This window comes from Sphingomonas sp. Leaf407 (assembly GCF_001425385.1).
In the GTDB taxonomy this organism is placed as follows: Bacteria; Pseudomonadota; Alphaproteobacteria; order Sphingomonadales; family Sphingomonadaceae; genus Sphingomonas.
The window spans coordinates 811,945-833,803 of record NZ_LMQO01000001.1; the positions used below are offsets into that span (position 1 = coordinate 811,945).

The following is a 21,859-nucleotide window of genomic DNA, read 5'->3' on the forward strand; positions in this document are numbered from 1 at the left end:
GCCCGGAACGTTCGTGCGCATCAGAAGCTGAAGCGCATGCCGCCGGTATAGCGCGCGAAGCCCGGCTGCGCGAAGGTCACGAAATTGTCGTTGCGGCGATGGCCGCGCCGCCCTTCGCCGGTCAGGTTGATCGCTTCGGCGAACACGGTCAGCCCCTTGCGGAATTCATAGCTGATGCTCGCGTCGATCTGTCCGTACGCCTCGACATAGGTCGGGTTGGGATTGCCCCCGGCATAGAATTTGTCACGCCAGTTGTACGCGACGCGCCCCTGCAACCCGGCCTTGTCATAGAACAGCACCGCATTGGCGCTGTCGCTCAGCCCCGCCAGCGCGAACTGGCCGACGTTGGGGTCGAGCGCATTGTCGAACTGCGCATCGCCACGCACGATCGTATAGTTCAGGATCGCACCGAACCCGGTTTCCCAGAAGCTGTGCTGGATCGCGAATTCGAACCCGTCGATGGTGGCGGTCTGGTCCGAATTGAACGGCGTGCCGACGCGGAAATCGACCAGTCCGTCTTCGGGCAGGCCCAGCACCCGGCCGGTGTAATAGCCGTTCACGTCGAGGATCGGGGCTCCGGCCGCATTGCGCGCGACCTCGACGCCCTGCGTGAAGTTGCGCAGGATATAGTCGCGGATGCGCGCGGTATCGGTGGTGCCGGCCAGCGCCGCCTGCGCCGCGCGGAAACGGGGGCCGTCAGCCGGGTTGCGCAGATCGAACGCCGACCGCTCGACTTCCTGCGAATTGATGAAATTGCTCACCTTCTTGCGGAAATAGCCGGCCGAGACATAGCTGGTCGGCGAATAATACCATTCGGCCGACACATCGATATTCTTCGACAGGAACGGCACGAGGTTCGGATTGCCCTGCAAACCGCCGCCGCCGGCGATGCCGAACTGGCGATTGAGCGTCAGGCCGCCTTGCAGGCTGTTATAGTCGGCGCGGGTGATGGTGTGGCTGTACGACGCGCGCAGCTTGACGTTGTCGAGCGCCTCGATGTCGAAATCGACCGCCGGCAACCAGTTGTCGTAGCTGCCCTTGTTGGGCAGGAAGTCGCTGTTCGCCGAATAGACGACGTTGAACTCGCCCGTGGCGACCCATGCCGTGCCGACCGGGATCGGCGTGAGCGAGGCGGAATTGACCGTCGTCTGGTCATAGCGGACGCCGGCGATCAGGTGCGCGCGACGGCCGAGCAGGTCGAACGTATTATTGACCTGGACGAAGGGCGAGATCGTCTTTTCGGTGATGCGCCGGTCGGTGTCGAACCCGGCGAGGCAGTTGCCGTCCCGGCCGCAGATGCCGAAACGGCTGTCGAGCAGGTCGACCATCCGTTCGAAATCGAACCGGTAATAGGCGGGGATGATCCCGTCCTTCGCGCCGTCCAGCCCGCGGAACTTGTCGGGCAGCGATACGCGCTCGAACAGGTCGTCGGGCAGGTCGGCCGGCGTGCCGACGCCGCCCCACGTATCGTTCTGCACGAAGCCATAGGCCGAGCGGACCTGATTGTTGACGTAGGAGAAGCCGAAATCGATCGAATCGAGGAAGCTGCCGTCATGGTCGTAATGACCGTTCAACTGCACCTGATTGATCTCGTCGCGGAAATAGGCGTTGCGGAACGAATTGCCGGTCGCGTTGATGAGCGCCGGGTTCAGCGCATCGACACCCGGCTGCATCGTGTAGAACAGGACCGGCAGCTCCTTGGTAAAATCGACCGTCTGCGACGCGACGCCGAAGATCGCCGATCCGACCGAGGTACTGGTGCCGAAGCGGTTGGTCGGCTTCGATTCCGCGGTCGAATGATGCGCGTCGAGCGTCACGGTGACGCCGCCCGGCGCGTCCCAGCGCAGATTGCCGCCGAGCGACTTGTTCTCCGACAGGTTGGCGGTCAGCGACCCGCTGTACGACAGGTCCTTACCCGGCCCGAAGCGTTCGGTGTAGAAGACCGGTCCGGCGGCGGGGCCATCGGTCCATTCGGTCGAGGTGTCGCCGAAGTTGAACCAGATGCCGACGCTGCTGTCGCGCGCCTCGATCTTGTTGCGCGAATAGGTGAAGTCGACGGTCGCGGTCAGCGAATCGACCGGGCGATATTGCAGCACGACCTGTCCGTTGATCCGCTCGCGGCGAATATCGGTCAGGTTGTACGCCGCGCTCTGCGGCACTTCGTACACGTCGGTGGGGCCGGGACGATTGACCACGTTCGGCCCTTCGGCGCCCAGCGTCCCCCAGTCGTTCTCGGTGCCGAGGAACGCATTGCCGAACCCGACCGAGCCGGTGTTCACGCTCGCGTTGCGCTTCTGATAGACGCCCGACACGAGGAAGCCGAACTGGTCGTCGCTGCCGAAGGTGGTGCTGAACACGCCCGAGACTTCTGGCGTGATCTGATCCTTGCCGTTCTGCGACGTGTCGAGGACGCCGCGCGCCGCGACCGATCCGCGCATGCCGGGACGGTCGAGCGGGCGGGGCGTCTTGATGTTGATCGTCGAGCCGATGCCACCCGACGGCACGGCGGCGCGCCCGGTCTTGTACACCTCGACCCCGGCGATCCCTTCGGACGCGAGATTGGCGAAATCGAACGAGCGCGAGGCCGGCGCGCTGGCACCGTCGCCCAGCGTCGAGGTCGGCAACTGGCGGCCGTTCAGCACGACGAGGTTATATTCGGGGCCGAAGCCGCGCACGGTGACGGTCGATCCTTCGCCGTTCTGGCGATCGATCGACACGCCGGTGATCCGCTGGAGCGATTCGGCGAGGTTGGTGTCGGGAAACTTGCCAATATCCTCGGCCGAGATCGCGTCGACGACGCCCTGCGCATTGCGCTTGATGTTCAGCGCGTCGCGAAGGCTGGCGCGGATGCCGGTGACGAGGATTTCATCGCCTTCTCCCTCGGCCGCCGGTGCGTCCTGAACCTCGGACGGTCCCGGCGCACCCAGCGTCGCGGCGGCGTCCTGTGCCCATGCCGGGCCGGCGATAGCGCTCAGTGCGATAGTCGATGCCCCGATCGCAAGACGCGACACGGTGCGGACGGCGGTTCCGCGCATGGTATTCCTCCCCTTGTTATCAGCGCTTATTCTGGCGTGCGCATATTGATAACGTTCACTCAGCCATGTGAACATCGCTGTCAAGATGTTCGGGCATCAATTGTGAACGTTCCCATTGTTCCGCGAACGACAGTAATCAGCCCAGCGGCAGCCCATCATCGCTCGCGTCGAGAGTGCTGCTGGGTATGACGGCGGCGGCGCAGTGGTCCATCGGCGGAAATGCCGTGACGGGTCCTCACCGCGATGCGACGCCCGGGATCGTTTTCCCGGCACCACGCATTTCCGATCGGCCGGTCTAGAAGCCGAGCTGCCGTAACCACGCCGCGCATAGTTGCGGCCAGAGCGTTACCGGCCCCGACGGGGTATCGAGCGCGAAGCCATGTGGTGCATCGGCAAACACATGCAGCTCGGACACGCCGCCATTGTCCTGCACGGCGGCATGCAGGCGACGAGCGTTCTCGACGGGAACTACCGGATCGTTGCCGGAATAGACAAGGAACGTCGGCGGCGGGGCAGGGATCAGCATCGCATCGGGTTGCAGCGCGTCGTACATCGCCTGTTTCTCGACCGGCGGTAGCGGCGGCTTGTCCGGGATGACGGTCCGCCCCTTCGCATTGGTCGAGATCGGACCATAACCGACGACCAGCACGTCCGGCCGGCTCGACTCGCCGGGAAAGCGCGACGGTGGCGCCGTCCATCCGGCAGGGTAGGAAGCAGCAAGGCACGCTGCCAGATGCCCACCGGACGACAGCCCGACAACGCCCAGCCCTTCCGGTGCCCAGCCGCTGCCACGGATCAGGCGCATGGCTTCGATCGCATCGTCCAGTGCAGCGCCCGGGCCATGTTCGGCGTCGGGGAAACGATGGACCAGGACGAACGCCCGGTAGCCAAGATCGGTCAGCCATCCGGCGACCGCCACGCCTTCGCGCCCGACCATCAACTGCGTGTAGCCGCCGCCGGCGAGAACCAGCATCGCCTTGCCGTTCGGTTGGCTGGCGTCGTAGCGCAACAGGCAGGCATGGTTCACGCTGGTGACGACGGCGGCGCCTGGTTCGCTCGCCGGATCGCCAAGGTCAAACGCTTCGCCGTCGTTCGCTTCCCGGACTGGAACCGTTTCGTCCGCGTTCAGCATATCAGCTCCTGACAATGGCCCCGCCTCGCAACAAGAACGTTGGGTAGACGACCGGCCGGTCCATAGCCATGCGGCATCATCGAAACCGCGAAGTGCCGGGTGTACTGCCCACCCTTGTCATCCTGTACCAGAACATGGGTCGGGTCCTGACGGGTTTGCGACCAGGGCCGATCCACATTCAGCATTTCGTGCGCAGTCCGTAGTCGAAAACACCACCCTCTTTCGTCACCCTGGACCTGTTCCGGGGTCCACCTGGCTGCGAACGCTGTCGCAAGTACCTTGAACGGCATCGATCGCTGCACGGTGGACCCCGGAACAAGTCCGGGGTGACGGAAATGTTCTTCGCTGGCGTCACGGACGGCCGAATGTCGATCGGCCCTAGATCGCCTTCGCCAGCGGTTCGGGCTTTTTTTCGTCGGGCAGCATCTGCGCCAGATGGTGATGGACGGTGCGCTTGTTGAACGGCTTGGAGATGAAGGTCGCCCGTTCCGGCATGTCGCCGTCCCGGGGCAAGACGTGACCGGATGCGATCACGATCTCGATGTGCGGCCAATGGCGGTCGGCATGTTGCGCCAGTTCGAAACCGTTGGTCGATCCCGGCATGTCGACGTCCGAAAAAAGCAGGACGATGCTTTCCCAGTGTTCGGCCAGGACCGCCTTGGCCTGATCGCCGTCCATCGCTTCATGAATTCGGAACCCGGCGTCTTCGAGGATGCCCGATGTATCCATCAGGATCATCGGGTCGTCATCGACGACCAGCGCGAAGGGGATTGTTGAGGTTGGCATGGTGTCTCAACCGGCTGTCTGGCCACAGGTTGCGACAGAACCGACATAAATCAGCAATGCTTTCCGGCCGGATGCCGGCGTACGGCGAAAGATCCCCCGGTTCCCGCCGACTGCGCCACCCGGATCGGCCGGCGCTGCAACCATCATGGCGGGCAACGCGGGCCGACGGGCGGCGTCCCGACGGGAGCGGCATGACTGCCGGGCGGACCGGTGTCAGCTCTTGGGCGTGACCCATACCGAAATCGGCGTGATCGCCTTTCCGGGTGCCGGCTTGCCAATGTCGATACGGTCCGCCTTCACCATCTCGCCGGTCTGCAGCGTGAAGGACTCCCACGGCTTCGGCATCCGTCCGAAACTATGCTTCTGGATGGGCTGACCGGTGGTCGAATTCATGATCGTCGTGACTATTGGCATGACCGGCCGATACCGACGCCGATCGATTCCCGTCCACCCCCGCATCGTCGGATTTGCGACGGACCGAGGGGCGGACTCCCCCCGCGCATCCGGCACCGGGACGCGCCAGCGGCGCTGGTCGCCGTCACTTCGGGAAATGAATGCCGCAAAGTTTATTGCCGTCGGGATCACGAACATATGCCAGTTCGATCCTACCCATCGAGGGCGTTTCGCGCGGGCCGGGAGGCGCTTCGATCGACGTACCGCCATTGGCGACCGCGACGTCGTGGAACTGCTTCACCTGCTCGGGCGAGCTGCACTGGAACGCAACGGTGCCACCGTTTGCGGCGGTGGCGGGTTCGTCGTTGATCGGCTGGGTCACGATGAAAACGGTTCCTTCCCGACCGCGGTAGATGAGGCGGGTGTGTCCGCTGCCGGCGATGTTCAGCGTCGCTTCCTGCACCCCGAGGGTGCCGAGTACGGTGTCGTAAAAGCGCTTCGAGCGGTCGATGTCGTTGGACCCGATCATGGTATGAAACAGCACGCATATTCTCCTACCCGGCGCGTCGCAACCGAACACCGCCTGCACCCCAACCATAGCGAAAACCATGGGGGGCACACCTGGTTTCATCAGGCCGTTGCCGGACCGGGCAAAGCCCCGCACCCCGGAAAGGTTGCGCCCGGCCAGCCGTGCCGGCAAGAAACCGATATGCGCATCAGCCGCTCCGATCTTGCCGATCTTGCCTATTTTCAGGCACTCGCACGGCATCGCAATTTCCGTCGTGCCGGTCTGGAGATCGGCGTCAGTGCCTCTGCGCTCAGCCATTCGCTGAAAAATCTGGAGGCGCGGATCGGGGTACGGCTCTTCAACCGGACGAGTCGCAGCGTCACGCTGACCGCGGCGGGGGAGGAACTGCACTCAGCGCTGACCGAGCCGTTCGACCTGATCAGTGCGGCGGCGGAAGCGCTCAACCGCTACCGGGACGAGCCCGCCGGCCGGATCAGGCTGAACGTGATGGATCAGGCGAGCGCGTTGCTGCTCGCGCCGGTCCTTGCCGTCTTCGTCGAGCGATACCCGCATATTTCTGTCGACGTGGTCACGTCGAACCATCTGGTCGACGTGGTCGCGCAGGGTGCCGATGCGGGCATCCGCTGGGGCGGCACGGTGCCGGAGGATATGGTCGCCCAGCGACTGTCGGCGGATGTCCGCTGGGTAGTGGTCGGCGCGCCCGCTTATCTCGATCGGTACGGCATTCCGGCCCATCCCAATAATCTTGCCGATCACCGCTGCCTGCGGTTCCGGCTGGGAGACGACAGCATCTATCATTGGGAGTTCGAGAAGGACAGCGAAGCGATCGCGATCAACGTTCCCGGCGCGATCCTGCTGAACGAGACGCCTTTCGCGCTGGCGCTGGCGAGTGCCGGCGCGGGCCTCGCCTATCTGCCCGAGCCGTCGGCGATGCCGCTGGTGGCGAGCGGCGCGCTGCGTCCGGTCCTGTCGGACTGGGCTGCGACCGGACCGGGGTTCCATATCTATTATCCGGGGCGCCGCCAGTTGCCGACCGGACTGCGGCTGCTGATTGACCTCATCCGCGAGTTGCGCCCGCTGGGACTGTAGCGTCGGATCGATGAGGTGGGCTCAACGCTCCATCGCACGGGCCATGGGTGATCGGCAGCATCGCATACCCCCATATCCGCCGGGCGATCATGGGCGATCCATGGCCGCGCATCGCAGCCGGAGTATGGACGTTGCCGCAAGCCGCATCACTCGATCCTATGCCCACGCCGACAGATGTGCGGCGCGACACCCGCGGCGGATGGAGCGCCGTCTTCGCGCTGACGTTGTGCGTGTCGACGCTGATCGCATCCGAGTTCATGCCGGTCAGCATTCTCAGCCCGATCGCCGCCGACCTCCATCTGACCGAGGGGGCGGTGGGACAGGCGATCTCGGTCTCGGGCCTGTTCGCGGTCCTGACCAGCCTGTCGATCGCCACGCTCAGCCGCGGGATCGATCGCCGGACGTTGCTGCTGGGCCTGACGCTGCTGATGCTGGCATCAGGGCTGATCGTCGCGCTGGCGCCGAACTTCCTGATCTTCATGACCGGACGGGCACTGATCGGGATCGTGATCGGCGGCTTCTGGTCGATGTCGGCCGCCACCGTGATGCGGCTGGTGCCGGAGGATCAGGTGCCACGCGCGCTGGGCCTGTTGAACGGCGGCAATGCGCTGGCGACGACGATCGCCGCGCCGCTCGGCAGTTTTCTCGGCCAGTATATCGGCTGGCGTGGAGCGTTCTTCGTCGTGGTGCCGCTCGCCGCCGTCACCTTTGCCTGGCAATGGCTGACGCTGCCGGCGATGCCGTCGGACCGGGGCACGAAGACGGACGGCGCGCTCGGCGTGCTGCGCCGTCCGGTCGCGCGCACCGGCGCATTGGCGGTGGCGCTGCTGTTCGCCGGGCAGTTCGCGCTGTTCACCTATGTCCGTCCCTTCCTCGAAGGGGTGACGCGGCTTGGCGTACCGGCGCTGTCGCTCGTCCTGCTGGTGATGGGCGCGGGCGGGTTGTTCGGGACATGGCTGTTCGGACGGTTGGTCGCGCGCAGCATGTCGGCCACGCTCGTCCTCGCACCGATCGCACTTGCGACGATCGCCGTGGCGCTGGTCGTGGTCGGCGACCTTGCCATGCCGACCGCGGCGTTGCTGACGCTGTGGGGCATCGTCGGCACCGGCGTGCCGGTCGCGTGGTGGACATGGGTGGCACGCCGCTTTCCCGATGACGCCGAAGCGGGCGGCGGGTTGCTGGTCACCGTCGTGCAACTCGCGATCACGCTGGGCGCGGCGGGGGGCGGGCTGTTGTTCGATGCCGGCGGTTACCGTGCCGCGTTCCTGACCAGCGCCGCGTTGCTCGCAGCGGCGGCGGTTTTCGCCGCGCTCGATGCCCGGATCGGGCGTGCCGGAGAACGCAGATGATCGTTTCGCTGATGATGCTTGCCCTGATGATGACACCTGCCATGCAAAGGACCCACGACATGGAAATCACCCGCAAGGCCGACAGGAAGACGGTGGACGGCCCCGCCGACTATTTCACCGGCAAGGTCACGATTACCGGCCAGTTCCAGCGCCCCGATCCGTCGCGCGTCGGCGGCGCGATCGTCCATTTCGAGCCGGGCGCACGCACCGCGTGGCACACGCATCCCGCCGGCCAGACGCTGATCGTCACAGAGGGTATCGGCTGGACCCAGGTCGAGGGCGAGGCGAAGCTGGAGTTCCATGCCGGCGATGTCCTGTGGTGCCCCGCTGGCCGCAAACACTGGCATGGCGCGACCCCGCACGCGGGCATGACGCATATCGCCATTCAGGAAACGGTCGATGGTTCGCCGGTGAAATGGATAGAGAAGGTGACGGACGCGGACTATCTCGGCGACGATACCTGACCGAGTGGCGGTCGGGTTCGGGCTTATGCGCGCGTCGACCGCCGACTGTCGCCTGACGCGGCGCGCATGGTCCGGGATAATGCCCTGACCGGTACAGCGTCGTTGCGGCACGGGCGGGGCAGGTGCATTCTGCCCGGCGTACCGATCGGTCCAAAATGTACCGCCTTTCACCAGAGCCACGGCGCGCAAGGCCGGTTGGCTTGACGGGAGCGAACGCGATTTTCCACCTCTTCTTCGCCGTACCATGCCTGTTCGTCCTTGCGCGCTGGCTATGGCCCCTGGCGCTGACGCCGGGCGCGAAGGCCTGCGTGGCTGTCGTGCTGCTGATCGCATCCCAATATCATCTGTGGAGCCGCTTTTCCTCCGGCTCGGTTTTCGCGCCCGAAATGCCGCGGGTGGTGGTGATCCTGCTCAACTGGGCCTTTGGCGCAGTCCTGCTGCTGGCGGTGTTCCAGATCGCGCTCGATCTCGGAACGCTGGCGGTAATGGCGGCGCGACGCTCAACGGTGATGGTGCCCGATGGCGTGCGGTACGCGATCGCGACGATCGCCGCACTGCTGGCGGCGTGGGGCGTCTGGAATGCGATCCGCGTGCCGCCGGTCAAGGATGTCGAGATCGTCGTCCCCGGCCTGTCGAGCGAGTTCGACGGCTATCGTCTGGTCCAGTTGACGGATCTCCACATCAGCCGGCTGTTCCCCGGCGGCTGGACGCGGGCGGTGGTCGACCGGGCCAATGCGGCGGGGGCGGATCTGATCGTCGTCACCGGGGATTTCATCGATGGTTCGGTCGCGATGCGTCGTTCCGACGTCGCGCCGCTGGCCGACCTCCGGGCACCCGACGGCGTCTATGCGATCCCGGGCAATCACGAATATTTCTTCGATTATGGCGACTGGATGCGGCACCTGACGGGGCTGGGCATGAGGATGCTGCCCAACGCGCATACCGTCCTGCGGCGGGGCGATGCGCAACTGGTCCTTGCGGGCGTGACCGACCTTTCCGCGCCAGGCGTCGGTCAGGCCGGACCCGACCTCGATACCGCGCTGGCCGGATCACCGGCGGGCGTTCCGGTACTGTTGCTCGACCATCAACCCAAGGAAGCACGCCGGGCCGCCGCGCGCGGTGTCGCCGTCCAGCTTTCGGGACATACCCATGGCGGCATGATCCGGGGCCTCGACCGGCTGGTCGCGCCGGCCAACAACGGCTTCGTTTCGGGCCGCTATGCGGTCGGCGGCATGACGCTGTACGTGAACAACGGCACCGCGTTGTGGCCGGGCTTCGCGCTTCGGCTCGGCGTGCCGTCCGAACTCACGCGCATCACGTTACGCACGGCACGGTGACGGAAGGCAAATCGCGATTCAATCTTCGGCAAGATGGGATATATATTTTTTGGCAGACGTAAGCGCGATGGATTTCGCACCGCTCCAAATATCCTGCCCCTCGAACGCGCCGAACATTCGATCGAAGCCATAGCGATCGATCTGTCTTGCCATGGCTGCGACGACCGAAGCCGGAAGCGGCAGCATGTTGGGATAGCTCCACATGAACGACAGCCTGTCGGCGCCGGGCGCTATCTGAAGAATGTCGCCGACGAACAAACTACCGTTATCTTTTTCCCAGTGCAGCACCGCACCGCCCGGGAAATGGCCGCCTAGGCGGATCAGCCGGATGGCCGGCATCATGTCGAAGCTGTCGCCTTCCCAGAACCGAACCGCACCATGGTTTCGCATCAGCCATCGCCGGTCGTCGGCATGGACAAGAATGGGCGCGCCAAAGGCGTCGGACCAGTCCTGCATGGTCGTGTAATAATGCGGATGCGACAGGGCGATCGCACGGATGCCGCCCAGCGCTTCGACAAGGGTGCGGGTCGCCGCATCGAGGTTGGCAATACAATCCCACAGGATGTTGCCGGCGGGTGTCGTGATGAGGAACGCGCGCTGCCCGATCGCGAAGCGCGGCGTGGTCACGATGCTGAAGAGGTCTGGCGCGTGCTGACGCCAACTGTTCAGATGGCGGGCGGCGATTGCCTCGCGGGTGGTCCAGCGTTGTCCGGTCGGCGGCACATATTGCCGTTCGTCGTTGCAGATCGCGCAGCCACCGGGCGGGATCGCGCCCGAGGCATAGGAGGTCCCGCAGGTCGCGCAGACATGGATCATGGCCGATGCTCCGGTCACGCTACCCGTGACGTTGTTCGAAAAGCCGGTCCGGCAAGAAGTTCAGCAACCATGCCAGTCCGACCAGATCGATTGCAACGATCCCGCTCGCTGCCAGAAACGCGGTCGGAGCCCCTTGCCCGGATCGATCGGCGATCATCGCGAAGTAGATCGTGGCGACCAGCGCAGTGCCGAGCGCGCCACCGATCTGCTGCACGGTCTTGAGCGTGGCACCGGCGACGCCGGCATGGTTGCGATCGACTCCGGCAAGCGTGATCGGGCCGAGCGGCCCGCTGAGCGTACCCATGCCGATGCCGGCGACCAGCAGCGCCGCACCGATCAAGCCCGGCGGCAGCGCCAGCCAGATCGCGATCGCGGTTGCCAGACAGCCGGCGGCCATCACGAGCGCCCCGATCATCGGCACGCGCTTGCCGTGGCGGGGCAGCGCCTTGCGTCCGATCTGGCTGATGCCGGCCATCACGCCCAGACCGAAGGGAACGTGAAGCAGCGCGACGTCGATCGGCGCATAGCCCAGACCGCGTTGCAGCGTCAGGCTGAGGGTCAGCAGGAAGCCGGCGGATGCCATGGCGAAGGCTGCGGTCGTCGACAGGCCGATGCAAAACCGGGGTTCGGCGAAAAGCGACGGTTCGATCAACGCCGAACCGATCGTCGCCCGTCGCCGTCGCTCGTAGCGCCAGAACGCCCACCACAGCCCACCACTGGCAACGCCCAGCGCGATGGTCCACCACGGCCATCCGGCGGCACGCCCTTCGATCAGCGGTAGCAGGGCCGTTCCGAGTGCGCCGAACAGCAGCAGCGATCCCGGCACATCGGGGCGCAGCGCATGGCCCGACCGCCCCGAAGGCAGCAGCGTCAGACCGGCGACCAGCGCCAGCATTCCGAACGGCAGGTTGATGAGGAACACGCTGCGCCACCCGAGCCCAAGCGGACTCCATTCGATCAGCAACCCGCCGAGGATCGGACCGCCGATCGCCGCCAACCCGCCGATGACGCCGAATGCCGCCAGCCGGCCGATGCGTTCGGTGGGCGTGTAGAGCAACTGGATCAACGCCACCCCCTGCGGGGCCATGATCGCCGCCGCCGCGCCCTGCGCCAGCCGCGCGGCGGACAGGGTGCCGCCGTCCGGCGCCATGCCGCAGGCAAGCGACGCCAGCGTGAAGCCGACCACCCCGATCACGAACATCCGCGCATAGCCGAACAGATCGCCCAGCCGCCCGCCGACGACCAGCAGCACCGCGAACGTCAGGAAATAGCCCGACACCACCCACTGCATCACCCGGTCGGACACCGCCAGCCCGGATTGGATCGCGGGCAGCGCGGTGTTGACGATCGTCGAATCGACCACGTCCATCACGAACGCCACCAGGATCGTGGCGAACGCGAAGCTGCGTTGCCGGTCGCTCAACCCGTCCGAAACCGCCGTGATGGTCACCTGATCGATCCTTGCTTGACAGGGTTGCAGGTCATGGCGATACCACGTATCAGAATGCAAGTTCTAATTGAGCCGGATCACCGGTCGTGGATTGCGGGAGAGGGATCGGATGAACACCGACACACAGGATACGAGCGCGCGTCGCCCCGGTATCGGGCAGGGGCTGACCGTCATCATCGCGGGGTTCCTGCCGATCCTTGCCATCGTGTCGCTGTTCCCGGCGGTGCCGTCGATCATCGACCATTTCTCGACCGAGCCGACCGCCGCATGGAAAGTGCCCGCGATGGTGTCGGCTCCGGGGCTGACCATCGCGATCTTCGCGCTGTTCGCCGGAATTCTCGTCGACCGCTTCGGGCGGCGCAAGCTGTTGCTGGGGGCGACGCTCCTGTTCGGCGTGTTCGGGGCGGCGCCGTTCTTTCTGGATGACCTGAACGCGATCTATGCCTCGCGGCTGCTGCTGGGTGTCGCCGAGGCGGCGATCCTGACGACGATGAACACGCTGATCGGCGATTATTGGGACGAAAAGGGCCGCCGCAACTGGCTGACGCTCCAGGGGCTGGCGGGGCCGTTCCTCGCCAGCGGGGTGATCCTCGCCTCCGGCTTCCTGACCGGGCTGCGCTGGAACGGCATCTTCCTGATCTACCTGATCGCGTTCCCTACGTTCCTCGCCGCTGCGAAATTCCTGTACGAGCCGAGCAGCGACGCGACCGCGCGCAAGATGCTCGGCATCGGAGCCGAACCGGCGCGCAGCCCGTTTCCCGCCGCGTCGGTTGCGGCGATCGGTGCGGTAACGCTGTTCGCCTCCGCGCTCTATTACGTCTTCATCATCAACGGCGGCATGGCATTCCGCGAGGTGGGCATCCAGTCGTCGCAGGACCTCGGCAAGCTGACCTTCATCCCCAGCCTGTTCGTCATGGTCGGATCGGCGATCTTCTGGGCGACCGGCCGGGCGCGGCCGGTGGTGCAGCTCGGCATCTTCCTCGCGCTGATCGGTGGCGGGCTGGCGACGATCGGGCTGGCTCCCGACTGGCGCTGGATGGTCGCCGGGCTGGTCGTGCAGCAGACCGGGGCGGGCATGGCGGTGCCGACGCTGATCGCGTGGGCGCAGACCAGGCTGCCGTTCGAGCATCGCGGGCGCGGCATGGGGGTGTGGACCGCCTGCTTCTTCTTCGGGCAGTTCTCCAGCCCGTTCCTGGTTTCGATGTTCCGCGTCCAGACGGGCGCGATGCAGGGCGCGTTCCTCATCATGGGCGTGGCCGGGATCGTCGGCGCTGTCGTCGCGGTCCTTATCGCGGCGAAGCGGCGCGACAGCGGGTCCCCCGCCGCCGCCGCGGTCGCCTGATCCTTCCTCACCGTTCGGGACCATCATCATGACGATCAAGCGGGGCGTCAGCCTCTACAGCTATCAGAACGAAACCTTCCTCGGCACGATGACGCTGGAGGACTGCATCCGCACCAGCGTCGAGCTGGGCGCGCCGGGGATCGAGATCATCGGCGAGCAGACCTTCTGGGGCTGGCCCGAAGTGGGCGTGGCCGACGAGAAGATCGCCGAGTGGCACCAGTTGATCGCAAAATATGACGCGGTGCCGGTCGCCCATGATTTCATGCTCGACTACAAGCGGTACAAGGGCCGCGACATGCCGTTCAACGAGCAGGTCGCCAGCGTGAGGAAGGACATCGACTTCGGCGCGCGGCTGGGCATGAAATACGTCCGCGCGCTCGTGTCGATCGCGCCCGAAGTGCTGGTCGCCGCTGCGCCCCATGCCGAGGAAAAGGGGATCAAGATTCTGATCGAAGTGCATGCGCCGCTGCATTTCGACCATCCGTGGATCATCCGCCACGCCGAAGCCTTCGAGAAATCGGGCAGCGACGCGCTCGGCTTTCTGCCCGACATGGGCATGTTCCTGTTCCGGTTCCCGCCGGTGTGGAAGGAACGCTTCATCCGCAACGGCGTGCCGCAGCACATCGCCGACTATATCACCAAGGCGTATGAGGACCGCGTGCTCAGCGAGTATGTCATCCTGAACGTGCGCGAGATGGGCGGCACGGGGCCCGCGATCGGCATGGCCGAGACGCTGCGCCACAATGCGGCGTTCGAGCCGAAGCGGATGCTCGATTACATGCACCGCATCCACCACATCCACGGCAAATTCTATCAGATGGACACCGATCTGGTCGAACCCGGCATCCCCTATGACAAGATCGTCGCGGTGCTCAAGCAGGGCGGGTACGACGGCTATATCTGCTCGGAATATGAGGGGAACCGCTGGATCGAGGACGCGCACACCGTCGATTCGGTCGAACAGGTCCGCCGCCATCAGGAAATGCTGAAAGCCCTGATCGACGGCCCCGCCACCACCGCTCTGGCTGCCTGAAGGGAACCGACATGTTCGACAACAAGATGATCGTGGACGACAGCCTCAAGGCGACCGGGGACGGTTTCAGCATCGAGGCGCGGCTGCCCTATTATCGGGGGCTGGGGCTTTCGATGATCGAGAATGTGGCGGTGACCATCGACGGCGATGCCGTGCCGCGCGAGGACGTGACGCTCACGCTGCGCGGCCGCACCTGGACGCTCGACGAGCTGGAGAGCGAATATGGCGATCGCTGGAATTTCGGTGAAAAGGCGGTGATCGGCGTCAGGCGCGCCGGCGGACTGGCGCCGGGCGAACATCGCATCGAACTGGCAGAGACGATGCGGATCTCGTACCTGCCGTTCGTGCCGACAACGAAGGATGCGAAGCTGCTTCGGTTATCGGCATGATGGCCCCGCCTCGCATCGATCGCCGTTCGATGCTGGCGGGTGCCGCCGGCACGGCCTTGCTCGGCATGTCCGGGATGACCGTCGCGGCGGGTCCGCGAACCGTGGCCGGCTGGCGGCCGCTGTTCGATGGAAATGGTCTGGACGGCTGGACGTTCTATCAGGACGGCATCGGGGCCCGCGATACGCTGGGCGTCGTCGCCGTTGATGACGGTGTCCTGCATTTCCACGGCCGCGACTATCGCGGACCGGAGAAGGCCGCGTTCGGCCACATCGCGACGGTCGACCGCTGGTCCAACTATCATCTGCGTCTCGACTATCGATGGGGCACCGCGCGGTTCGCGCCGCGTGCCCTGCAACGCCGCAACAGCGGCATCCTGTATCATCTCGGCCCCGAACGCGACCGGCTGTTCCCCGACGGCGTCGAGTTCCAGGTCGAGGAGGGCGATGTCGGCGACGCCATCATGATTAACAGCCGGGCCCTGGCCGGACCGGTGCTGGGCGGAACGCCGCTGTGGCCGACCTATTTCCCCGGGCTGCCGACGACCTATGAGCCGCCGGTCGTGGCGGGCGGCATCGCCCGCCAGTGGTTCCGCCATGCCGGGTCCTATGAAACGCTGGATGGCTGGAATACGCTCGACCTCTACGCTTTTGGCGATCAGGCCGCGCATCTGGTCAACGGGCGCATTGTCATGACCCTGTTCGCCATGCGCGACCGGGGCAACGCGCCGCTCACCGGCGGCCGTATCGCGCTCGAATTCGAAGCCGCCGAAATCATGTATCGGAACGTGATGATCCGGCCGCTTTCGCCGGAGGATGTCGACCGTCTGAAGGCGGGCGGCGCCTGATCGATCGACCTGCCCCCCCGATCGCTGATCGGGGGGCGGACCGTTACCGGGTCGCGCGACGGATCACCGGATAGCGCGCGATCACCGCCATCTGCGCGATCATGCACAGGATGATCGGCGCGTAATAGAGCCAGCGCAGCCCCGACACGACCTGCGCGCCACCCTTGCCCGGCACATAGCCGATGCTGGCCAGCCCGAACGCGATCAGCGCGCCGCCCAGTGCCATGCCGATCTTGGTCGACAGGCTGATGCCCGACGACAAGAGTCCTTCGTTGCGGGTCCCGGTCAATTGTTCGTGATATTCGATCGCCTCGGCCGCCATCGCGAAGATCGCGGTCATCGTGATGCTGAGCAGCACCGATCCGATCAGATAGAGCGTCAGGAACGCGGCGGTGGACCCCTCCGTCAAAGGCAGCAGCGCGAACAGGGGCAGCGCGGCGAGGAGCGCGATCAGGTTGCCGCGACGCATGCCCATTCGCTTCAGATAGGGCGGGGCGATGATCGATCCGATCAGCAGCGTTCCCGACACGGCGGGCAGCAGGATCGAGATCATCCATGGCTTGCCCAGCACGTTGATCGCGAAGAACGGCGTGACCGCCAGCACCGCGCCGAACCGGACGAAATTGAGCAGCGCGAACAGGAATACCGTGTGCCACGCCCGGTTGGCGATCATCGCGCGCACCTGGGGCAACACCGCCTGGCGATGCGGCTGGTCGGGCGCATGGACCTGTTCGGGGCAGCGCAGCAGGTTGAGCGTGGTGAGCGTGGTGAGCAGGCCGAAGAGCGTGCCGACGATCAGAAACCCCCGTGCCTGATCGCCGCCGCCCAGCGCCCCGACCAGCGGCATCGTCGCGGCGGTGGCGACGATCACCGAGATCGCGGTGCCCGCCGCGCGCAGGCTGCCAAGCGTCAGCCGCTCGTTCGACCGGTTGGTCATCATCGGCAGCAGCGCGCCATAGGGGATGTTGACGACCGAAAAGAGGATGCCGAGCGCACCGAAGGTCAGGACCGCCCACAACAACCGGATGGTTTCGCTGCCGGGAGGCATCCAGAAGGTGGCAGCGCACAACAGTCCGAAGGGGACCGCGCCCCATTTGAACCATGGCCGCGCCCGCCCGCTGCGCCCGCGCGTCCGGTCGACCGCGATGCCGATGACCGGATCGATCGCGGCGTCGGCCAGCCGCGAGACGAGCAGCAGCGTGCCGACTGCGGCGGCGGGGAGCAGCGCGACATCGGTGTAGAAGAACAGCAGGAACGCCCCCACCATGTTCCACGACAATCCGAAGCCGAAGTCGCCAAGGCCATAGGCGAGCTTCGCCAACGCGGGAAGCGGCGGCGACGCGAGCGGGAGGTCGTCCCGCACCCCTTCCGGCATGTCAGCTACCCCGCGCGATGCGGGTGGCGGCGGGGGCGGGGGCGGGCGGCGCGCCCACGACGAACGGCCATGAAATACAGGCGGCAAGAGACATGGTTCCACTCCGGGCGGCACCGCACCCGGGCGGTGCCTGGCGGGATGTGCCCGCTAGCAAACTGGGATCAGAGCGAGCCTTCCTTCAGCATCGACACCGCCGTGGCGGCGGCACGCGCGGTCAGCGCCATATAGGTCAGCGACGGGTTCTGGCAGGCCGACGATGCCATCTGCGCGCCATCGGTGACGAACAGGTTGGCGACGTCGTGCGACTGGCTCCACTTGTTCAGCACGCTGGTCCGGGGATCATGGCCCATCCGCGCGCCGCCCATTTCGTGGATCGCCGATCCACCGGGGCTGGGCTGGTCTAGCCCCATGATGACATGGCCCCCGGCGGCGGTCAGCATCGCGGCGGCCTCCGCCTTTGCCTCCGCCAGCGCGGCGCGTTCCTCCTTGCCGTGTTCGAACGCGATACGCAGCGCGGCCAGCCCGGCTGAATCCTTTACAGTCGGATCGAGCGTGATGCGGTTGGTCGCGCGGGGCATCGAATCGGCGAAGGCGACCAGCACCATCCGCCATGGGCCCGGTTCGCGCAGCCCGTCCTTATAGTCCGCACCGATCCCCGCATCGCGCTTGCCGCGCGTCCATGCCGCGCGGAACGCGCCACCCTGATAGGAGAAGCCGCGCGTGTGGCCCTTGCCGTCGATCGTGTCGAGGTTGCGGAAGCGCGGAATGACCACCCCGGTCGGGCGGTTGCCGAAATAGGTATGTTCCTCGAACCCCGGCATGATCGCGATCCCTGCGACCGTTTGCGCATGGTCCATGATATGCGTGCCCAATATCCCGCTGGAATTGGCGAGGCCCGTCGGGTTGGCCGCGGTCGCCGAACGCAGCAGCACGCCGACGCTGTTGAACGATCCGGCGTTCAGGAACACGATCCGCGCGGTGGCGCGCTTGTGCGTGTTCCCCTTGGTATCGAGGAAGCGGACACCGGTCGCGCGCCCGCTGACCGGGTCATGCTCGATCGCCTCGACCACCGCATCGGTCATCAGCGTCAGGTTGCCGGTCTTCCGTGCGGCGGGCAGCGTCGAACTCTGGGTCGAGAAATAGGCGCCGTAGGAACAGCCGCGCGCGCAGATCGAGCGATACTGGCACGCCGCGCGCCCCTCGTCGGGCTTGGCGACGGTCAGATTGGCGTTGCGTCCGATGGTCAGCCGCCGTCCGGCCCAGCGTTCGCCGATCACCGTGCGGACGTGTTCCTCGACGGGGTTGAGCGCCATCGGCGGCAGGAAGCGCCCGTCGGGCAACTGCGGCAAGCCTTCGGCCATGCCCGCCACGCCGACGAACTCCTCGACCTTGTCATACCATGGCGCGATGTCGGCGTAGCGGATCGGCCAGTCGGTGCCGTGTCCGTCGCGGCGGTTGGCGTCGAAATCGTAATCCGACCAGCGATAGCATTGCCGCCCCCACGACAGCGACCGCCCGCCGAGGTTGTGGCTGCGCCACCAGTTGAACTCGGTCGCGCCCTCGGTGGTGTACGGGTTTTCGCGGTCGTTGACGAAGCGGTCCTGCGTGAATTCGGTGAAGTGGCGGTTCTTGCGCTGCACCGCATAATCGGTTTCGAACAGCGCGGCATCGCCCAGCCCGCGAAAGTCGAGATCCCACGGCGCCTTGGTTTCGTTGGTATAGCCGGTGCCGTGTTCGATCATCGGCCCGCGTTCGAGCATCAGGACCTTCAGCCCCGCCTCGGTCAGTTCCTTGGCGGCCCAGCCGCCGGTGATGCCCGATCCGATCACGATCGCATCGAAGGTTGCGTCGGCCATCAACTGAACTCCACCGCGGTCCAGTCGCTCGACCATGCGCGACTGCCGGGAACAAAGGGTAGATCGGGGTCGAACTTGCCGGGGACCAGCTCATATTGCAGCTCGCGCGACGCGCCGGCCTCGGAGGTGTAATAGGCGGTGAGGATCAGCGCCTTGAGCTTCTTCCACGGCGATTCGGGCGCGTCGCGATCGGTTTCGGCGAACGCCGCCCGGTCGATCGCCTCGACCGCCGCCATGCGCCGCGCAGGGCCTTCGCGCAGGAAGTCGCCGCGGGCATTCGCGTCGAGCTGCCATTCCAGCCAGTCGAGATAGTCGAGCGTGCCGTCGCGGCGCAAATGGCGGGTGACGGTCACCGGCAATGCCGCACCGGCCGCAGGGGCGCGGGTGCCGTCGAGGCCATGCGCGAGCGCGAGGATCACGAAATCCTGCGCGCCGACGTCCCCGGCACCGGGGGTGGTGGTGCGCGGGATCACCGCCTGGGCGGCCTCGCGCAACATGGTGCGTTGGCGATCGCTGACCGTTTCGTCGGTATCGGTCATCCGCACCACGGCGACGGGCAACCCCACCACCAGCGCGAACAATGCGGCACCGCCCAGCGTGTCGCGCCGGGTCCAGCCTGTATCGGCCATGACGCTCCTCATCCTCATCCCTGCCGTCATCGCGGCTTATTAGAACGAATGTTCTGATATAGCCTGACCGAGCCCACGGCAAGGGGAAAGAAAGCGGTGTCGTCGCGGGTCAGGCGGGCAGGGGCCGGGCCTTGGGCCTGGTCGACAGATAGGCCGCCAGCATGTCCGACAGGTCGCCCTTCAGCTCGTTCCAGTCGCCTTCGCCCGCGGCATCCAGCGACGATCCGAAACCGAGGTAGCGCGCGATCGAGGCATAGAGGATACGGAACCCGGCGTCGGCCGCATGGCGCGGATCGTCATGGCGAATCTCGTCCGCGCAGGTCAGCAGCGCGTCGATCACCGCCTCGCTGGTGCGGACATAGCTGCGCTTGCCGATCGCGGCGATGACGGGATCGCCGCTGGCGCGCAGCATCAGCGGGCGCATCCGGTCGGCATAGCGGCGCAGCACCTCGGCAACCGACTGGACCAGGTCATGCACCACATCGATCAGCCCGCCACCGCGCGCCTGCGCCGCCGCGATCGCTTCGAGCATGTCGGTGTCGACCCGTTCCAGCACGCGCAACTGCACGACGTGGACCAGATCCTCCTTGCTGTCGAACCGGCAATAGATCGATCCGATCGATACCTTTCCGTGCTTGGCCACCTCGTTCAGCGTGAATTCGTCCGACCCGCGCTGGGTCATCAATTCCTCGGCGGTGGTCAGCATTCGTTCGAAGCTGGCCTTGCTGCGGCCCTGCTGTGGCACGCGCGCCTTGGCCATGATCGTTTCAATATCCATCGGCACCCCATTGACAGCCCCCGGAACGGAGGCATATCAGAATAGCAGTTCTAATTTTAGTTTAGGCCACTCGGCAACGAGCGGCAACCGCGTACCGGGACAACCGGCCGCGAAAAGGGAGAGGTCGAATGCGTTTCTCGGTGTTCCTCAATGCACGTTCGATGGCGCCGGAGCAGGACCGCGCGCTGATCCATGGGCTGACCGGCCATGCCGCTCGCGCCGCCGCGCTCGGCTTCGACGGGCTCTTCCTGCCCGATCATCACTTCAACGGCTACATGCCGATCGCCAGCGACAGCTATATGTTCGCGGCCTATCTGGCGGCGAAGCATCCGCACATGCATTTCGGCTTTTCGGTCACGTCGGTGCCGCTGCATCACCCGGTCCGGTTCGTCGAGCGGATCAACATTCTCGACCAGTTGACCGACGGCAAGCTGCTCGTCGGCGTCGGATCGGGCACCACCCCTGAGGAAATGATCGGCTTCGGCGTCGATTACCGCGATGCCGGGCAGATTTCGGAACGCAACCTCGCGCTCGCCGAACAGCTCTGGGCCAAGACGGTTGACGATCCGGCGGTCGAGATCGACAACGGCCCGCACCAGGGCCGCGTCCTCCAACGCATCGCGCCCGCCGCCTATAGCGAGGGGCATGCGCGGCTGATGCCGGTCGCCATGAAGGAATCGAGCGCGCGCCGCGCCGCGGAAAATGCGTGGCCCGCGTTCATCCCCGCCTTCACCCCGCCGCAGATCGGCGGGACCGAACCGATGAAGCACGTCGCCAAATTCTTCGGCATCTATCGCGCGATGCTGGAGGAAGCGGGGCACAGCGCGGAAAAGATCGCGCGCGCGCTCGACTGGACGACGCACACCTATCAACTGGTCCATGTCGCCGACAGCGACGAACAGGCCCGCGACGAGATGATGACGATCCTGCGCGCCTATCAGGACGCGATCGAGCGCGAGGCGGCGTTCAACGCCCGGGCGGAATCGAACGATGCCAATAAGAAGACCGACCGCACGCCCAACGCGCTGACCGACGACTGGATCGGGACATGGTGCCTGTACGGATCGCCCGAGACGGTGGTCGAGCATCTCAGGCCCTATGCCGACCTCGGCATCGGCAACATCCTGTGCGGCACCACCACCGGCCCGCTGACCGACGAGCGGCTGCGGCTGGGCGACCAGACGCTGCGGCTGTTGTCGGAGAAGGTCATGCCCGCGTTCCGGAAGGGTTGA

Annotated in this window: 20 protein-coding genes; 9 read left to right on the plus strand and 11 right to left on the minus strand. The window is 65.8% G+C overall.

Annotation, left to right across the window (positions count from 1 at the left end; genetic code table 11):
* Positions 1–20: 20 nt before the first annotated feature.
* The 5 genes from ASG37_RS03635 to ASG37_RS03655 form a co-directional block, all read right to left on the minus strand.
* Positions 21–3,035, minus strand: a complete 3,015-nt coding sequence (locus tag ASG37_RS03635; RefSeq protein ID WP_055756139.1) for a TonB-dependent receptor — start codon at positions 3,033–3,035, stop codon at positions 21–23.
* A 295-nt stretch (positions 3,036–3,330) separates the two neighbouring features.
* Entirely contained in the window at positions 3,331–4,167 is an 837-nt protein-coding gene (locus ASG37_RS03640; protein ID WP_055756141.1) for an alpha/beta hydrolase, read from the minus strand.
* A gap of 378 nt (positions 4,168–4,545) precedes the next feature.
* Positions 4,546–4,953, minus strand: a complete 408-nt coding sequence (locus tag ASG37_RS03645; protein WP_055756145.1) for a response regulator — start codon at positions 4,951–4,953, stop codon at positions 4,546–4,548.
* 213 nt (positions 4,954–5,166) lie between these two features.
* Positions 5,167–5,367, minus strand: a complete 201-nt coding sequence (locus tag ASG37_RS03650; RefSeq protein ID WP_082447965.1) for a hypothetical protein — start codon at positions 5,365–5,367, stop codon at positions 5,167–5,169.
* Positions 5,368–5,491: 124 nt separating this feature from the next.
* Positions 5,492–5,875 (minus strand): VOC family protein, encoded by a 384-nt coding sequence (locus ASG37_RS03655; RefSeq protein WP_200909705.1) that lies wholly within the window; start codon positions 5,873–5,875, stop codon positions 5,492–5,494.
* A gap of 180 nt (positions 5,876–6,055) precedes the next feature.
* On the opposite strand from ASG37_RS03655, the gene ASG37_RS03660 reads away from it, so the two are divergent.
* The 4 genes from ASG37_RS03660 (at position 6,056) to ASG37_RS03675 (ending at position 10,114) form a co-directional block, all read left to right on the plus strand.
* On the plus strand, positions 6,056–6,964 hold the full coding sequence (locus tag ASG37_RS03660; protein ID WP_055756151.1) for a LysR family transcriptional regulator: 909 nt from the start codon (positions 6,056–6,058) through the stop codon (positions 6,962–6,964).
* A 158-nt stretch (positions 6,965–7,122) separates the two neighbouring features.
* Positions 7,123–8,313, plus strand: coding sequence for an MFS transporter (locus ASG37_RS03665; protein WP_055757270.1), 1,191 nt, complete (start codon positions 7,123–7,125; stop codon positions 8,311–8,313).
* 59 nt (positions 8,314–8,372) lie between these two features.
* On the plus strand, positions 8,373–8,777 hold the full coding sequence (locus ASG37_RS03670; RefSeq protein WP_156349035.1) for a cupin domain-containing protein: 405 nt from the start codon (positions 8,373–8,375) through the stop codon (positions 8,775–8,777).
* A gap of 200 nt (positions 8,778–8,977) precedes the next feature.
* Complete coding sequence (locus ASG37_RS03675; protein ID WP_235525115.1) at positions 8,978–10,114, plus strand: metallophosphoesterase; 1,137 nt, start codon at positions 8,978–8,980, stop codon at positions 10,112–10,114.
* An 18-nt stretch (positions 10,115–10,132) separates the two neighbouring features.
* Here the strand turns inward: ASG37_RS03675 and ASG37_RS03680 are convergent, their stop codons facing one another.
* Together ASG37_RS03680 and ASG37_RS03685 are read right to left on the minus strand one after the other, a co-directional pair.
* Positions 10,133–10,930, minus strand: a complete 798-nt coding sequence (locus tag ASG37_RS03680) for an MBL fold metallo-hydrolase (protein WP_055757275.1) — start codon at positions 10,928–10,930, stop codon at positions 10,133–10,135.
* A gap of 19 nt (positions 10,931–10,949) precedes the next feature.
* A complete protein-coding gene (locus tag ASG37_RS03685; RefSeq protein WP_055756153.1) occupies positions 10,950–12,380 on the minus strand; it encodes an MFS transporter in 1,431 nt (476 codons plus the stop codon).
* Positions 12,381–12,489: 109 nt separating this feature from the next.
* Here ASG37_RS03685 and ASG37_RS03690 point away from each other — a divergent pair, with 109 nt between their 5' ends.
* The 4 genes from ASG37_RS03690 to ASG37_RS03705 are packed head-to-tail and all read left to right on the plus strand — an operon-like array spanning position 12,490 to position 15,989.
* Positions 12,490–13,722, plus strand: a complete 1,233-nt coding sequence (locus ASG37_RS03690) for an MFS transporter (protein ID WP_055756155.1) — start codon at positions 12,490–12,492, stop codon at positions 13,720–13,722.
* 22 nt (positions 13,723–13,744) lie between these two features.
* Positions 13,745–14,755, plus strand: a complete 1,011-nt coding sequence (locus ASG37_RS03695; protein WP_156349036.1) for a sugar phosphate isomerase/epimerase family protein — start codon at positions 13,745–13,747, stop codon at positions 14,753–14,755.
* A gap of 11 nt (positions 14,756–14,766) precedes the next feature.
* Complete coding sequence (locus ASG37_RS03700; RefSeq protein ID WP_055756159.1) at positions 14,767–15,144, plus strand: C-glycoside deglycosidase beta subunit domain-containing protein; 378 nt, start codon at positions 14,767–14,769, stop codon at positions 15,142–15,144.
* Positions 15,144–15,989, plus strand: a complete 846-nt coding sequence (locus ASG37_RS03705; protein ID WP_055756161.1) for a DUF1080 domain-containing protein — start codon at positions 15,144–15,146, stop codon at positions 15,987–15,989. The genes ASG37_RS03700 and ASG37_RS03705 overlap by 1 nt, the downstream gene beginning before the upstream one ends.
* Before the next feature lie 43 nt (positions 15,990–16,032).
* Here ASG37_RS03705 and ASG37_RS03710 read toward each other — a convergent pair whose 3' ends face one another.
* The 4 genes from ASG37_RS03710 to ASG37_RS03725 form a co-directional block, all read right to left on the minus strand.
* Positions 16,033–17,352, minus strand: a complete 1,320-nt coding sequence (locus ASG37_RS03710) for an MFS transporter (RefSeq protein WP_200909693.1) — start codon at positions 17,350–17,352, stop codon at positions 16,033–16,035.
* A gap of 173 nt (positions 17,353–17,525) precedes the next feature.
* Positions 17,526–19,220 carry a GMC oxidoreductase gene (locus ASG37_RS03715; RefSeq protein ID WP_055756165.1) on the minus strand — a complete coding sequence of 565 codons (1,695 nt, stop codon included), beginning with the start codon at positions 19,218–19,220 and terminating at the stop codon, positions 17,526–17,528.
* Complete coding sequence (locus ASG37_RS03720) at positions 19,220–19,849, minus strand: gluconate 2-dehydrogenase subunit 3 family protein (protein WP_055756167.1); 630 nt, start codon at positions 19,847–19,849, stop codon at positions 19,220–19,222. Before ASG37_RS03720 ends, ASG37_RS03715 begins: the two co-directional genes overlap by 1 nt.
* Positions 19,850–19,958: 109 nt before the next feature.
* Positions 19,959–20,627, minus strand: coding sequence for a TetR/AcrR family transcriptional regulator (locus ASG37_RS03725; protein ID WP_055756168.1), 669 nt, complete (start codon positions 20,625–20,627; stop codon positions 19,959–19,961).
* A gap of 128 nt (positions 20,628–20,755) precedes the next feature.
* Between ASG37_RS03725 and ASG37_RS03730 the strand changes: the two genes are divergently transcribed.
* The gene (locus ASG37_RS03730; RefSeq protein WP_055756171.1) at positions 20,756–21,859 is read left to right on the plus strand and encodes an LLM class flavin-dependent oxidoreductase; all 1,104 of its coding nucleotides are present in this window, start codon (positions 20,756–20,758) and stop codon (positions 21,857–21,859) included.